12 protein-coding genes are annotated in these 14,659 nt (G+C 66.2%); 7 read left to right on the forward strand and 5 right to left on the reverse strand.

Translation table 11 applies throughout. The annotated features are described in order from the left end of the window. Positions 1-26 precede the first annotated feature (26 nt). The gene (gene hisN / locus QW868_RS02575) at positions 27-812 is read left to right on the forward strand and encodes a histidinol-phosphatase (RefSeq protein WP_315795959.1); all 786 of its coding nucleotides are present in this window, start codon (positions 27-29) and stop codon (positions 810-812) included. 66 nt (positions 813-878) lie between these two features. On the opposite strand, the gene QW868_RS02580 is transcribed toward hisN, so the two are convergent. Continuing rightward, a complete protein-coding gene (locus QW868_RS02580) occupies positions 879-1,769 on the reverse strand; it encodes a LysR substrate-binding domain-containing protein (protein ID WP_315737053.1) in 891 nt (296 codons plus the stop codon). Between the two features lie 85 nt (positions 1,770-1,854). On the opposite strand from QW868_RS02580, the gene QW868_RS02585 reads away from it, so the two are divergent. Next, complete coding sequence (locus QW868_RS02585) at positions 1,855-2,607, forward strand: sulfite exporter TauE/SafE family protein (RefSeq protein ID WP_316229849.1); 753 nt, start codon at positions 1,855-1,857, stop codon at positions 2,605-2,607. 1 nt (position 2,608) lies between these two features. Here QW868_RS02585 and QW868_RS02590 read toward each other — a convergent pair whose 3' ends face one another. Further along, positions 2,609-3,250 carry a LysE family translocator gene (locus QW868_RS02590; RefSeq protein WP_316229850.1) on the reverse strand — a complete coding sequence of 214 codons (642 nt, stop codon included), beginning with the start codon at positions 3,248-3,250 and terminating at the stop codon, positions 2,609-2,611. 174 nt (positions 3,251-3,424) lie between these two features. Here QW868_RS02590 and QW868_RS02595 point away from each other — a divergent pair, with 174 nt between their 5' ends. The 3 genes from QW868_RS02595 to QW868_RS02605 all read left to right on the forward strand — a co-directional run bounded on the left by QW868_RS02595 (position 3,425) and on the right by QW868_RS02605 (position 10,056). Next, on the forward strand, positions 3,425-5,170 hold the full coding sequence (locus QW868_RS02595) for an adenylate/guanylate cyclase domain-containing protein (protein WP_316160599.1): 1,746 nt from the start codon (positions 3,425-3,427) through the stop codon (positions 5,168-5,170). 114 nt (positions 5,171-5,284) lie between these two features. Then, positions 5,285-7,078, forward strand: coding sequence for an adenylate/guanylate cyclase domain-containing protein (locus QW868_RS02600; RefSeq protein ID WP_315795953.1), 1,794 nt, complete (start codon positions 5,285-5,287; stop codon positions 7,076-7,078). A gap of 173 nt (positions 7,079-7,251) precedes the next feature. After that, positions 7,252-10,056, forward strand: a complete 2,805-nt coding sequence (locus tag QW868_RS02605) for a di-heme-cytochrome C peroxidase (RefSeq protein WP_316229851.1) — start codon at positions 7,252-7,254, stop codon at positions 10,054-10,056. A gap of 273 nt (positions 10,057-10,329) precedes the next feature. Here the strand turns inward: QW868_RS02605 and QW868_RS02610 are convergent, their stop codons facing one another. Both QW868_RS02610 and QW868_RS02615 read right to left on the reverse strand, forming a co-directional pair. Continuing rightward, positions 10,330-10,479 carry a hypothetical protein gene (locus QW868_RS02610; protein ID WP_315759439.1) on the reverse strand — a complete coding sequence of 50 codons (150 nt, stop codon included), beginning with the start codon at positions 10,477-10,479 and terminating at the stop codon, positions 10,330-10,332. A gap of 469 nt (positions 10,480-10,948) precedes the next feature. Continuing rightward, entirely contained in the window at positions 10,949-11,623 is a 675-nt protein-coding gene (locus QW868_RS02615) for a GntR family transcriptional regulator (protein ID WP_316229852.1), read from the reverse strand. Positions 11,624-11,773: 150 nt separating this feature from the next. Between QW868_RS02615 and QW868_RS02620 the strand changes: the two genes are divergently transcribed. Together QW868_RS02620 and QW868_RS02625 are read left to right on the forward strand one after the other, a co-directional pair. Beyond that, the gene (locus QW868_RS02620) at positions 11,774-12,976 is read left to right on the forward strand and encodes an ABC transporter substrate-binding protein (protein WP_316229853.1); all 1,203 of its coding nucleotides are present in this window, start codon (positions 11,774-11,776) and stop codon (positions 12,974-12,976) included. Between the two features lie 76 nt (positions 12,977-13,052). Continuing rightward, entirely contained in the window at positions 13,053-13,763 is a 711-nt protein-coding gene (locus QW868_RS02625; protein ID WP_316229854.1) for a hypothetical protein, read from the forward strand. Here QW868_RS02625 and QW868_RS02630 read toward each other — a convergent pair. Continuing rightward, positions 13,753-14,601: a tetratricopeptide repeat protein gene (locus tag QW868_RS02630; protein ID WP_316229855.1), complete on the reverse strand. Its 849-nt coding sequence runs from the start codon at positions 14,599-14,601 to the stop codon at positions 13,753-13,755. The genes QW868_RS02625 and QW868_RS02630 overlap by 11 nt on opposite strands. Between the last annotated feature and the right edge of the window lie 58 nt (positions 14,602-14,659).

Raw genomic sequence — 14,659 nt, forward strand, 5'->3', positions numbered from 1 at the left:
CCGATTCCCTCACCCAAGGACGCGTTGTGACGGTCATCGATTTCTCCGCCTTCATCGGTCGTCTGGCGACCGCGTCGGGCGAAACCATCCTGCCGTTCTTCCGGACCTCGCTGCTGGTCGACAACAAGAGCAGCCGGCACGATTTCGATCCGGTGACGGAGGCCGACCGCGCCGCCGAGGCGGTGATGCGCCGCCTGATCAAGGCGAACTTTCCTCAGCACGGCATCGTCGGCGAGGAGTTCGGCAATGAGCGCGAGGACGCCGATTACGTCTGGGTGCTCGATCCGATCGACGGCACGAAGTCCTTCATCGCCGGTTTTCCGACCTGGGGCACGCTGATCGCGTTGCTGCACAAGGGCACGCCGGTGTTCGGCATGATGCACCAGCCTTTCATCGGCGAGCGCTTCGCCGGCGACAACGGCTCCGCCAACTACAAGAACGGCGGCGGCGAGCGCCGGCTCTCGGTCCGGCGCTGCGAGCGTCTCGCGGACGCGGTGTGCTATACGACGAGCCCATTGTTGATGAACGAGGCCGATCGCGCCACCTTTGGCCGGGTCGAGGCCGAGACCCGGCTGTCGCGCTATGGCGGCGACTGCTACTCCTATTGCATGCTGGCCGCCGGCCATCTCGATCTCGTCATCGAGACCGAGCTCAAGCCCTATGACATCGCCGCCCTGATCCCGATCATCAACGGCGCCGGCGGCATCGTCACCGATTGGGAAGGCGGCCCGGCGCAGAACGGCGGCCGGATCGTCGCCGCCGGCGACAAGCGCGTCCACGAAGCGGCGCTGAAGCGGCTGGCAGCGGGCTGAGCCCGCCTCCACCGGCCTGGCTCCGCCTCGAACTGAACGGAGACGTCCGGCCTGTCGCCGGACGTCTCATGCAGCGGCCCGGCGCAAATGCTCGACGAGCAGCTTCGCGGGACGCGGCAGCGCCTTGAAGCTGCGGGCGCAGATCACGAGCCGGCGATCGGCCCAGGCGTCGCGCAGCGCGACGAGGCTGATCGGCATCGACCGCGCGCAACGCCGCGCCGCCGCTTCCGGCACCACGGCAATGCCGATCCCGGCCGCCACCATCTGGCAGATCGCGTCGAAATCGCGCAGCCTGGCCCGCACGTGCTGGCGGATGCCGAGCCGCGCGGCGTGCCGGCCGATATGGACGTTGAGCGCCGTCCCCTGCGTGAGGCCGATGAAATCCTCCCCCGCGGTCTCGCTGAAGTCGATCTGCCGGCGGGCTGCGAACGGGCTGCGCCGCCCGGCGACCAGGATCAGCCGGTCCTCGCCGAAGGCGAAGCGCTCGATCGTCTCGGGCAACGCATGCTCCGCCGCAAAGCCGAGATCCGCTCTGCCGGACGCGATCGCCTCGGCGATCTCGGTGCTTTCGCGCTCCTCGACGTCGACGTTGATGTCGGGATGCTCGCGCAGGAAGGCGGCCAGCGCCTTGGGCAGATGCTCGGCGAGGCCGACCGTGTTGGCGAGCAGCTGCACATTGGCGCGGCGGCCGGACGCGAAGCCCGAAAGCTCGCCTTGCATGGCCTCGACATTGGCCATGATGATGCGGGCGTGGTCGAGCAGGCTCTCGCCCGCCGCGGTCAGATCCACGCCACGCCGGCCGCGCTTGAACAGCTCGACGCCGAACGCGTCCTCCAGACCCTTGATCCGCGCGCTCGCCGAGGCCAGCGCCAGATGCGCCCGGTCGGCGCCGCCGGTGATGCTGCGGGCCTCGGCCACGGCAATGAAAAGCCTGAGATCGACCAGATCGAAACGCATGGTCATCCTGCCTCAGTCCTGGACGAAGGCTTGCTCCGTAACCTCCACATTGTGCCGCCAGCGCGGTCTGGTCAATGTGACGACCATGATCGACCCCATCCTCATCTTCATCGCCCTGGCGCTCACCTTGGCCGGCTTCGTCAAGGGCGCGCTCGGCCTCGGCCTGCCGACCATCTCGGTCGGGCTGCTCGCGGTCGCCATGCCGCCCGGCCGGGCGCTCGCCATCGTCATCGTGCCGGCAGCGATCACCAACATCTGGCAGACCTTCGCCGGCCCTTATCTGCGCGATATCGCCAGGCGCCTCTGGCCGCTGATGCTGGGCACCGCGATCGGTATCTGCCTCAACGCCGGCGCGCTCAGCCATGCCTCGACGCGCTGGGGCAACGTCGCGCTCGGCGTGCTGCTGATGCTCTATGCCCTGCTCGGCCTCACCAAGTTCGCCTTCAAGGTCGCGCCCCCGCACGAGAAATGGGTCGGCGGCATCGTCGGCCTCGTCACCGGGCTGATCTCGGCCGCCACCGGCGTGCAGGTCGTGCCCTCGGTGCCGTACATGCAGGCGATCGGGCTGGAGAAGGACGAGCTGGTCCAGGCGCTCGGCGTGTTCTTCACGGTCGCCACCGTCACGTTGGCGTTCAACCTGACGAGCTCCGGCCTGCTCAGCACGGCCACCGCCCTGCCCGGCGCGGTCGCCATGGCCTGCGCCTTTGTCGGCATGTTCGCGGGCCAGGCGGCGCGATCCCGACTGCCGGCCGAAGCGTTCCGCCGTGTGTTCCTGATCGCCATGATCCTGCTCGGCCTGTATCTCGCCGGCACGGCGGTCGTCGAGTTGCTCTGGTAGGTCAGCGCGCCTCGAGCATCGCGATCCGGATGCCGAGATAGATCAGCAGCCCGCCGATCGCGCGGTTGAGCCAGAGCAGCGCGGCGGACGAGCCGCGCACGCGGCGCGCAGCCCGGGCCGCGACGACGGCGACGCCGAGGCACCAGATCGTGCTGTTGACGATGAAGATCGTGCCGAGCAGCAGGAAGGCGAGCGCCTTGTGCGGTGCATCGGCTGCGACGAATTGCGGCAGGAAGGCGAGAAAGAACATCGCAACCTTCGGATTGAGAATGTTGGTGAGCGCGCCCTGCCAGAACACCTGGCGGAGCGTCACCGCCGGCATCGACGTCGCATCACTGGCCCTGGCGGTGTCCGGCCGTCGCACCAGAAGCTGCGTGATGCCGAGATAGACCAGATAGGCCGCACCGGCCCATTTCACCGCCGCGAAGGCCGCGGCGGAGGCCGTGAGCAGCGCCGACAGCCCGATCGCGCTTCCGAACACGTGAACGAGGCACCCCGTGCTGATGCCGAAAGCGGCAGCGGCCCCGCCGCGCCAGCCGATCTGCGCGCTGCGGCCAACGATGTAGGCGGTGTCGGGACCCGGCGTGACGTTGAGCAGCAGCCCGGAGACGAGAAACAAAGGCAGATCGTGAATGCCGAGCATGATTGAACATTTCCTAACGATACCGGTCTAATCATCTACCTGGCCTCGGCATTGCTGTCTCGCACCGCAGAGGCCGGCGCGGGGCCGCATGGCAAAGGTGCCGCGATAGGGTCCGGAAAAGCGTTGGATTCGGCCGCCTCGGTCGTGGTATGCGCGAGGCGGGAGCACGATGTGATGGAAAGACGCCTCGCTGCCATCCTTTGCGCCGACGTCGCCGGCTATTCACGCATGATGGGAATCGACGAAGACGGCACGCACGCCGCCTTCAAGGCTCATCGCGGCGCCATCCACCCGATCATTCTCAATCACGCCGGCCGCATCGTCAAACACACCGGCGATGGCTTTTTGCTGGAATTCGCCAACGCCGCCAGCGCCATCCAGTTCGGGGTCGAGATGCAGTCCCTGATGGCGGAGCGCAACGCCGATCTGCCGGCCGACCGCAACATGCGCTTCCGGCTCGGAATTCATAAGGGTGAGTTCACGATCGACGACGGCGAGGCCTTCGGCGACGGCATCAATGTCGCCATCAATCTCGAATCGATCGCCGTCCCGGGCGGTGTTGCTGTCTCGGCCAAGGCGTATGAGGAGGCCGGCCCGCAACTCCCCATCGAGCTGACTAGCGCCGGAAGCTTCCAGTTCAAGAACCTGCAGGAGCCGGTGCAGGCGTGGACATGGGAGCCCGGCAGCGAGGCGGCGATCCGGGCCGGGACGAGCGTCACCGGCCTGCCGCCGCAATATCGCACGGCGATCGTCGGCGTGCTGCCATTCGTCAACCTCTCCGACGGCGCCGACGAGTATCTCGCCGACGGGCTCGCGGACGACCTGATCCATGCGCTGTCGCTGCAATCGTTCTTCCGTGTCCTGAGCCGCACCTCGACGTTTCGCTTCAGGGACCGCGGCCTCAATCCCCGCCTGGTCGCACGCGAGATCGATGCGACCTACCTGATTCAGGGAACGGTGCGGCGCTCTGGTCACAAGCTCCGCGTGACGGCGGAGCTGATCGCGCCCGAGACCGGCGCTCAATTGTGGACCGGTCGCTATGACGGCGACGTCGGTGATCTGTTCGCGATGCAGGACGAGATCACCACCAGCCTGTGCGCGGCGCTGATGCCGGAGATCTATCGTGTCGAAGCCTCGATTCCGGTCCGTGCGCCGGCGACCGACCCGACCGCCTGGGACCGCTTCCTGCGCGGTCTGTCGCACTACTACCGACCGACCAAGGCCGACTACGAGATCTCCATCTCGCTGTTTCGGCAAGCCATTGCGCTCGATCCCACGCTCGGCCTCGCGCACGCTTATCTCGCGACCATTCTGATGCAGGGCATCAATTTCGGCTGGATCAAGGGCTCGCGCGAGCTCTGGGACGAGGCGAAGAACCTGGCGCTGGACAGCGTGCGGCTCGACGCGCGCTCCTCCTTCGCCTATGCGATCCTGGCCTTCGTGCAGGCCATGCAGGGCGCCCATGAGGACGGCATGAAGGCGGCGCGCAAGGCGACCGAGCTCAATGCCTACGACATGGGCGCGCGCGGCGTGCTCGGGCTCTGCCACATGGTCAACGGCGAGCACCAGCAGGCCATCGATCTGTTCTCGATCGCGGCCCAGCGCGGCAACAGCGATCCGCGCTATCAATGGCCGGCGCTGAACGCCTACAGCCACTACCTGCTCGGCCGTTATGAGGCCGCGTTGTCGTGGGCCCGCGAGGAGCTGTTTCTCTACCCGAACCATCTGCAGGCGCTGACGATCCGCGCGGCAACCCTGGCGCAACTTGGTGCGACGGACCAGGCGAGCGACGCCGTCGACGCGCTGCGCGCGCAATATCCCTGGCTCACGCTGGATCGCCACATCAAGAACATCCGGTGGAAACGCCGGGACGACATCGACCACTACCGCGACGGACTGATCAGGGCCGGGCTGACGTGAGCCAATCGGGCCGCATGTCGCCGGCCCGCCACATGGCCTACACATTGCTTCCGCAAATTGATTGGATTCGACTGCTGTTGCCGTGGTATCGCCCTGAGTAGGAGCAAAGACGGAATGGAGAGACGGCTGGCCGCGATTGTCTGTGCCGATGTGGTCGGTTACTCGCGGATGATGGGCGCCGACGAGGCGGGAACCCATGCCGCGTTCAAGGCGCATCGCGGCGCCATCCACCCGATCATCCTCAATCACGGCGGCCGCATCGTGAAGTACACAGGGGACGGATTTCTCCTGGAATTTCCGAGCGTCGTCGGCGCCATCGCGGCCTCGGTCGAGGTGCAGAAGCTGATGGCCGAGCGCAATGCTCATTTGCCGGCCGACCGGGTGATGCAGTTTCGCCTCGGCCTCAACATGGGCGACGTCATCTTCGACGAGGACGAGGTATTCGGCGACGGCGTCAACACTGCTGTGCGACTTGAAGCCGCAGCACCGCCCGGCGGAATTGCCGTCTCCCACAAGGCCTACCAGGAAGCCAGCAAGCACCTCACGGTCACCTTCGTCGACCGCGGGCCGTTCCGCTTCAAGAACATCGAAGACACCATCAACGTCTGGACCTGGGATCCGTCCTCGCCGGAGAAGACCCGCGAGCAGCGGTCCGCCACGACCCTGCCGGCGCAATACCGGACCGCCATCGTCGGCGTGCTGCCGTTCGCAAATCTCAGCGGCGAGACCGACGAATATTTCTCGGACGGCCTGGCGGAAGACCTCATCCACGCGCTGTCGCTGCAGTCCTTCTTCCGCGTGCTCAGCCGCAACTCCACCTTCGCCTTCAAGCATGCCGGCATGAGCGCCCGCCTGATCGCGCGCGAGATCGATGCGACCTATCTGATCCAGGGCTCGGTGCGGCGCTCCGGCGACAAGATCAGGGTGACCGCCGAGCTGGTCGCGCCGGAGAACGGCGAGCAGCTGTGGGCCGGCCGCTACGACCGCGACATCGGCGACCTGTTCGCCGTGCAGGACGACATTACCGCCAATCTGTGCACCGCGCTGATCCCCGAGATCTACCGTGCCGAGGCGGCGGTGCCGGTGCGGTCCAAGACCACCGACCTCACGGCGTGGGACCGCTTCCTGCGCGGGCTGTCGCACTACTACCAGCCGACCAAGGCCGACTACGAGAGTTCGATCGCGCTGTTCCGCGAGGCGATCAGGATCGACCCCGGTCTCGCCATCGCCCACACCTATCTCGGCACCATCCTGCTGCAGGGCATTCATTTCGGCTGGATCAGGAATTCGCGGGAGCTGTGGGACGAGGCAATGGCGCTCGCCGAGGCCGGCGTCCGGCTCGATTCCCGCTCGTCCTTCTCCTATTCGCTGCTGGCCTATGTCCACGCCATGCAGGGTCGGGTGGAAGCCGGGATGGAAGCGGCACGCAAGTCGCTGCAGCTCAATCCCTACGACATGGGTGCGCGCGGCGTGCTCGGCGTCTGCCATCTCGTCGCCGGCGAGCACCGCCAGGCGATCGAGCTGTTCTCGGTCGCGGCCCAGCGCGGCAACAGCGATCCGCGCTATCAATGGTCGGTGCTGAGCGCGTTCAGCCACTACATGCTCGGCCAGTACGACGCCTCGCTGTCCTGGGCGCGGGAGTCGCACTACCAGAACCCGAACCATCTGCAGTGCCTCGCCATCCGCGCCGCCGCGCTGGCGCAGCTCGGACGCTCGGTCGAAGCCGGCGAGGCCGTCGCGGCGCTTTTGAGCCAGCATCCGTGGATGACGATCGAGCGCCTCCTGAGCAACATCCGCTGGCGCAATCCGGCCGACATCGCGCATTATCGCGACGGCCTCACCAAGGCCGGCGTGCCGCTGACCAAGCTCACCCTGGTGGACACCAAGGCGAAATTCGCGGGCGAGTAGCGCGATCGCGACTTGAGGTTGACACTTGGGCGGGTTACGCCAATCATTGACGATTGCATTGTAACGTTCAGATGGCGGGGCTCCGCCCGTTCCTCGGCGCAATTCGGCGCCGCCCTCGTTTGTTGGCGTGATTTCGTTTTCATCACTCAGGTGCTTTCCAAGGATGTTCTTCGATGCAAGAAGACAGCGCCCGCGTCCGTGACGCCCTGCCCGGACAGCTTCCGGTCTCGTCCGATAACCCGTGTCCCTTCCTGCGCGCGCTCGTCGCCGGCGGCTTCGTCGACGGCCACAGCGTCCCCTTGAAAACCATCGGCGACCGGGTCGAGGCGGCGAGCGGCGAGACCGGCTTCAAGAAACGGCTGGTCGGCATCGAGACCCTCGGCGTTGCCCTGATCGCGAACGGCCTGTCGCCGCTGCGGCTCCTGAAGAGCCTGTGGTCCGGGGCCGATCTCGACCAGTTGCGCAACGGTCCGCTCGACAAGCATGGCGGCGGATCGCGCATCCTCGACGCCGAGGCCAAGGTCCATCCCGAGGAGATCGACCGGTTCGCGAGCTTCGGCAGCGACTATCCCGATCCCAATGGGGGCACCGAGCGCGGCCTCAACGAGGCGCAGATCCAGACCTTCATGAAGGCCAATCTGACGCGCGACGGCGATCGGGCGCGCTGGTACTTCCCCATTCTGATGCAGGGCGAATGGCCAGTGCTGCTGAACATCCTCGGCAAAGGCGAGGGCGACGGCCGCTATCTGTCCGTTGCCGAGGTCCGCACGCTGTTCGTCGACCGCCGCCTGCCGCAGCGTATCGCCGCACGGCTGACAGCCAAGCCCAAGCCCGCGAACATCGTCTGGCGCATCGGCAAGGCACTCGTCGGCACGGCAGTGCTGGCCGGCGCCGCCGTGTTGCTCGCCTGGGTGGCCGCACCCGACGCCGTCAGCGACAAGCTCGGCAAGGTTCTGCCGAAGAAGGTCGCGGCGTTGATTCCGCCCGCTTTGCCCGAGACCGAGCCGACCAAGGCGGCCTATTGGCTCGATCAGGGCTGGACCACGCAGGACCGGCACTGGTTTCACCACGTGACGCAGGGCACCGCGACCTTTCCGATTCCCTACGCCTGGTTCATGGCGATAGAGCAGCCTTATCTGACGCCGTTCGGCACGCCCGGCCTGATCTCCGACAGCGCCTATCTCGAACGGTTCGGCTTCATCCCGAGCCCGAAGAGCGTCGACGGCGACCCCAGCGCGCTCCGGCCGTTCGGCTACGCCGCCACGGCTGCCAAGACCGAGCCGGCAGCGCCGCTGCCGTCCGGCCTGAAGCCGACCCCGGCCGGCAACGATGGCGGCCTGCCGGTCGGCTTTGCCCGGCTCACCGGCGCGACCGATCCGGCCACCGGCGCCGCGCAGTCCGACAAGATCGGCCTGACCTGCGCGGCCTGTCACGCCGGCAGCATCCACTACAAGGGCGTCAGCGTGCGCTTCGACGGCGGCCCCGGGATGGCCGACCTGCGCAAGCTGGAAGAAGCCATGGGCTTTGCGATGATCTTCACGCAATACGTGCCCGGCCGCTTCTCCCGCTTTGCCGATCGCGTGCTCGGGCCGAACGCCTCCGACGCCGATCGCGAGACCCTGAAGAAGGGCCTGAAGGCCGCGACCGATTTCGCGCTCAACATGCAGGCCAAGAACTACAAGACCACGATCGAGGCCAAGGGCCAGACCGAAACGGAGGAAGGCTTCGGCCGGCTCGATGCCCTCAACCGCATCGGCAACCAGGTGTTCTATCTCGACATGGCCTCGAGCGGGCTGCCGAACATGCTCGGCAACCAAGAGGCCATCGACGCGCCGGTGTCCTATCCGCCGATCTGGACCGTGCCGTGGTTCTCCTGGGCGCAATATGACGGATCGATCGCACAGCCCCTGATCCGCAATGCCGGCGAGGCGCTCGGCGTCTCCGCACAGATCAACTTCTCGCCGGAGACCGCGAGCGACAGGCTGTGGCGGTCGTCGATGGCGATCGATAACCTGCTCTACATCGAGAACATGCTGCGTGGTCCCGATCCGTTCGCGACGACGACGCCCGCGTTCGGCGGGCTGACCTCGCCGAAATGGCCGGAGAAGCTGTTCGCCGGCGACGACGCCTGGAAGATCGATCCGGCACGCGTCGAACGCGGCCGGAAGCTCTATGCAGCTGTTTGCGTCGAGTGCCATCTCGGGCCGGTCGCCGACCCCGTGTTCGACAAGACCTATCCGGACAAGAGCTTCTGGAAGATCAAGCCCGCCGAGGATTGGGAGAGCAAGGGCTGGAATGCCAAGGGTCCGATCCTCGACCTCGTGCAGAAGACGGTCGACGCGATGCAGACCGACCCCGGACAGGCGAGCATTCTCGCCAACCGCAAGGTCAAGGTGGCAGGATTCCTCGAGGTCGATCCGGCCAAGGATCTGAAGGGCTGCAACCTGCCACAGGGCTCGACCACCGACATGCCCTACGCGCTGGCGCTGATGGCCGTCGTGCAGAAGGCGAGCGACAAATGGATGGAGGACCGCAACATCGGCGAGGCCGAGCGCGCCGCGCTGTGGGGCGACCGCAAGAACTGTCCCAACCCGGCCGGCAAGTCCTATCGCGCCCGCCCGCTCAACGGCGTCTGGTCGACTGCGCCCTATCTGCACAACGGCTCAGTACCGTCGCTGTACTGGCTGCTGACGCCGGCCGCCGAGCGGCCGACCTCGTTCTGCCAGGGCGCGCGCGACTATGACCCGAAGCCGGTCGGCTTCGCCGTGCCGAAGGGCGGCGAGAGCGCGTGCAAGGTCGGACAGACGCTGTTCATGACCAAGGATTCCAGCGGCAAGCCGATCAAGGGCAACAGCACACTCGGTCATTCCTTCGAAGGTCCGACGAAGCCCAACAAGGACTATCCGAACGGCATCATTGGCGGTGCGTTCTCGGAGGACGAGCGCTGGGACCTCATCGAATATCTGAAGACGCTGTGAGGATGTGAGGCTGCGCACCTTCGTCACGACGAAGCCACGGGCCTCGTGGGACTGATCTCTTGCGGCGAGAGCGGTCCCTCCCCTCCCGGTTGCTGGCAGGGGTTGGGACGGAGGTCCATGAGCTCCGGTCCCTACAACTCACTGAGCGCGACAGCGACGTCCGTGCGCCGACCCGGGACCCATACTCCCGGGCGGCGATGGGGCGCAGGCTGGCGCCATAGCGTGCCTTACGCGGGCAGAGGTGGATGGAGCGAGCTACGTTCTTCTGCCCGATCAGAACATCGCGGGCGGGCTGACATTCACTCCGTGCTGGACCAGCACGAGAGAAGCGACCACGCCCGTCAACGAGAACATGGTCACCAGACCGAATCCGGAATTGAGCGCATGGGGACCAACCAGCTTCCGCGCAATCATCATAATCATCAATGCCTCCTCCTGAATGTCGTTAGTGGACGTCACTAGAGGGACGGTGCGTTACCGGGGCGTTTCCAAACTTGGAGAGATCGGCGCGTGGTGAATGCATCCTTGAATGCACAGCAAGCCCGGCATGAAGCCCGCTTAACACTGATGGCCGATCTGGATCTGCATCAAGGTGAGGAAAGCGCCGGCGCTCGAAAAAGTTGAATCTTCGTAACCGCTCGCGCTGAACGGATCACAATGTCGACGACAAGGGTGGACCGCTACGCGCGTGGGGCACGATGGTTGTGTCGCCAGAGCGATCTTGTGTACGCGCGGCGAGAGAACGAGAATCCGGTGTTTCCCAGCGAAAGTATATCGACACCTCGAATGACGTGGCCGTAGCCGCCAGGCCATATCCCGTCATCCGGTTGATGACGTCCGGCTCGGGACATATCGCGTCGAAGACGTTCGCGGTCGGCGCCCTGACTCGATCCTATCTCGCCTCATTCATCGCCGTCGCTGCGAGCAGCGCCGCCTCGATCGTGTCCCGGGTCTTGTCGAGATGCGCCGTCATGAGCGACACCGCGCGCTCGGTGTCGCGCGCCAGCACCGCCTCCATCAGTTCGCGATGCTCGCGCGCGGCATCGCGGTTACCACGATCGGTCTTGCGGGCGAGATCGAGATAGCGCTCGTTATGCGCAAACAGGAGATCACGCACCCGCATCATCCAGGCGCTGCCGCAGGCCTGGGCCAACGCGGCATGGAAATCGGCATGCGCCAGCATCCAGGCCGGCGAGAAGCTGCCGTCATGGGCCGCGATCGGCGTCGCGGCCAGACGGTGATGCGCGGCAACGACCGTGGTCTCCCAGGCGAGATCACCGTTGGCGATGGCGTGGCGCAGGCACTTGGTCTCGATCTCGACGCGCATGTCGGTCAGGTCGCGCAGATCGGCCACCGAGACCGGCGCGACGCGGAAGCCGCGCTGCGGCGTCGCCGTCACCAGCCCTTCCGCCGTGAGCCGCGCCAACGCCTCGCGGATCGCCCCGGTGCTGACCGAGAAGGCTGATCCGAGCTCGCTGATCTTCAGCTTCTCCTCCGGACGATAGAGGCCGGCGAGCAGGCTGGCACGCAACTGCTCGTAGACGGTCTGGGTGGCGCTGCCGGACATCGATTCACTCTCGCGGGACAACAATTCACACTAGCAGAGCCTAAAAGTACATTTTCATCAAAAAATATATTTTAATTGCACAGCCTCCACCATCCCCCTATGCTCAACGCCAAAACGCCGCCGGCAGCGCGGCCCATCAGGGAGGTATCCATGCGAAACGCCATCGCAGCGGCAGGATTGTTCGTCGTCGCGTCCGTCCTCGCCGTACCCGCTCGGGCGGAGGATCAGCCGGGCATCACCCCCAGCGAGATCCGCATTGGACAGACCATGCCCTATAGCGGGCCGGTGTCCGCCTTCGGCATCCTCGGCAAAGGCGAGGTCGCCTATTTCAAGATGGTCAACGACCGCGGCGGCATCAACGGCCGGAAGGTCAACCTGATCTCACTGGACGACAGCTACGTGCCGCCCAAGACCGTGGAGCAGACGCGACGGCTGGTCGAGAGCGACGAGGTGTCGTTCATCTTCTCGACCATGGGCACCGCGCACAACACCGCGATCGCCAGGTACCTACAGGGCAAGAAGGTGCCGCAGCTGTTCGTCGCCTCGGGCGCCTCGAAGTTCGGCGATGCCGCGCAGTTTCCGCAGGCCGTAATGGGCGTGATGGCGCCGTTCCGCAACGAGGCGCGGATGTATGCGCGCTACGCGCTGCAGCAGAAGCCGGATGCGACCTTCGCCATCCTCGCGCAGAACGACGATTTCGGCCGCGACTATCTCACCGGGCTGAAGGACGTGCTCGGCGAGCGCTTCGACACGGCCGTGACCGTCGCGAGCTACGAGGCTACCGAGCCGACCATCGACTCGCAGATCGTGAAATTGAAATCCAGCGGCGCCGACGCGCTGATCATTGCCGCGACGCCGAAATTCGCCGCGCAGGCGATCCGCAAGACCTTCGAGATCAACTGGCGGCCGATGACCTTCCTGACCAACGTGTCGGTGTGGATGTCCTCGGTGATGGAGCCGGCGGGCCTCGAGGCCGGCAAAGGCATCATCTCGACCGCCTATGTGAAGGATCCGCTGGATCCGGCCTGGGCCGACGATCCCGGCGTCAAGGGCTGGCGCGACTACATGGCGAAATACGTGCCCGACGGCGACATCCGCGATTCCAACTACGTCAACGGCTACAACAACGGCATGGTGCTGGAGCACGTGCTGAAGGCGGCCGGCAACGATCTGTCGCGCGAGAACATTTTGCGGCAGGCGCTGTCGATCAAGGACCTGGAGCTGCCGATGCTGCTGCCGGGCATCAAGGTCAGCACCAGCGAGAGCGACCATCTGCCGGTCGAGCAGGTGCAGTTCATGCGCTTCACCGGCAAGCAGTGGGAGCGGTTCGGCGAGGTGCTGTCGACCAAGTAGCGGCGGCTGCCCTGTTGGACTTTCGGCGGCGAAGGCGTAGACCTCTGCCGTCGTCCACAGGAGAGCCGCGGCGCCGATGTCCGAGACTGAACCGCTCACGCTGAAATTCCGCTGTCCGAAGGAGCTCGAACGCCTCATTCCGCAGCCGGTGCCGGCGCCGATGGGCGTTCCCGACTGGGTCAAGACGATGCCGGCCACCGCGTTCAGCGCGCTCAACCAGGCCGAGGAGCAGACCGTCAAGCGCTGCCCGCCCTTCATCGACGCGATGACGACGGGCTTCCTCATTCCGCTGATCTGCGACCTCAAGGTCGAGGATGGCGGGATCAGTTGGGACAACGAGCTGCCGCCGGGCGGCGCGATCGATTTTCCGCGCTCGCCGATCAGCTTCCACGACGTCGCGCAGGTCGCGGGCTCGCCGCTGTTCGAGACCGACCGCTTCCTGCTCAAGTTTCACAATCTCTGGACGATCGAGGCGCCGGAGGGCTGGGCATTGCTGTTCACGCATCCCATCAACCGCTTCGACCTGCCCTTCACCACCGTGACCGGACTGGTCGACAGCGACCGCTTTCACGACTCGTTCGTGCACTTCCCGGCGCACTGGCATGACACGGCGTTTCGCGGCGTGATCCCGAGGGGTACGCCGGTCGCGCAATGCATTCCGGTGAAGCGGCAGACGTGGGCGATGCAGACCTCGGCCTTCACCGAAGAGGAAATCGCCGAGATCCACGTGGTGCGCGACGCGCTGAAGCGCGAGACCGGCGTCTATCGCAAGCGGTTCAGGGCTTAGCTGTCGCAGCGCCGTCGATCTGCAGGAATCTGGCGGCATCGCTCGGACGGAAGAAGAAGCGGCCGTGCGAGGTGACCGCGAGCGTGTAGGCCGCGCGCGTCAGCAGATGCGGCCGGCCGCGCACCACCGTGCGCAGCGCCGCCTGAGCGCCATCGCGATCCCCCATCTCGGCGAGGCACATCGCGAGATTGGCGCGGGTCTGGGTGTCGTCGGGCCGCAGGCCTAGCGCATGGCGGTAGGTACCGGCGGCCTCGGGATAGTCGCCGTCGAGGAACTGCACCCAGGCGAGCTCGATCAGGATGTCGGGCCGCCCCGGCGCCGCCTCGCGCGCTGCCAGCAGGTGCGTGCGGGCACGGACGCGGTCATTGGCCTGGAGACAGAGGCGCCCGAGATCGAGCTGGAGGTCGACGCTGTCGGGTGACAGCGTCAGGGCCTCCTCGATCACGGCGACGGCTTCACCGAGCTGTCCCGACTTGGCAAGCCGCCCCGCCAGCTCCTGGAACGCCGGCAGAAAAGGCGGCCGCCGCGCCGCGGTCTTGCGCAGCTGCGCGATGCCATCGGCGGCGCGCCTGGATTCGCACAAGGCGGCGCCGAGCAGCGTCTCGAGCTCCGGATCGCTGCCGCGAAGCGCCGCCTTCTCCAGCGGCGCAATCGCCTCGCTCGCGCGCTGCTGGCCGAGCAGCGCGTGGGCATGAACGAGCAGCGCGGCGCGATCAGTCCTGGCTGTGCGCAGGATCGAGGCGGCGATCTGCTCGGCGCGCGCGAACTGCCGCGCGCGCAGCGCGTGGATCGCTTCCTGCAGCGCCTGCGCCTGCTGATTTTTCCGCCGTTCACTCACGTCTGCAGCCAAGCTCCGAGGAAGAGGTCGAGCCTAGCTAGCTCGCCGGCCCCAGGAG

Origin of the sequence: Bradyrhizobium sp. SZCCHNR1051, from assembly GCF_032489615.1 — a bacterium.
GTDB lineage: Bacteria > Pseudomonadota > Alphaproteobacteria > Rhizobiales > Xanthobacteraceae > Bradyrhizobium.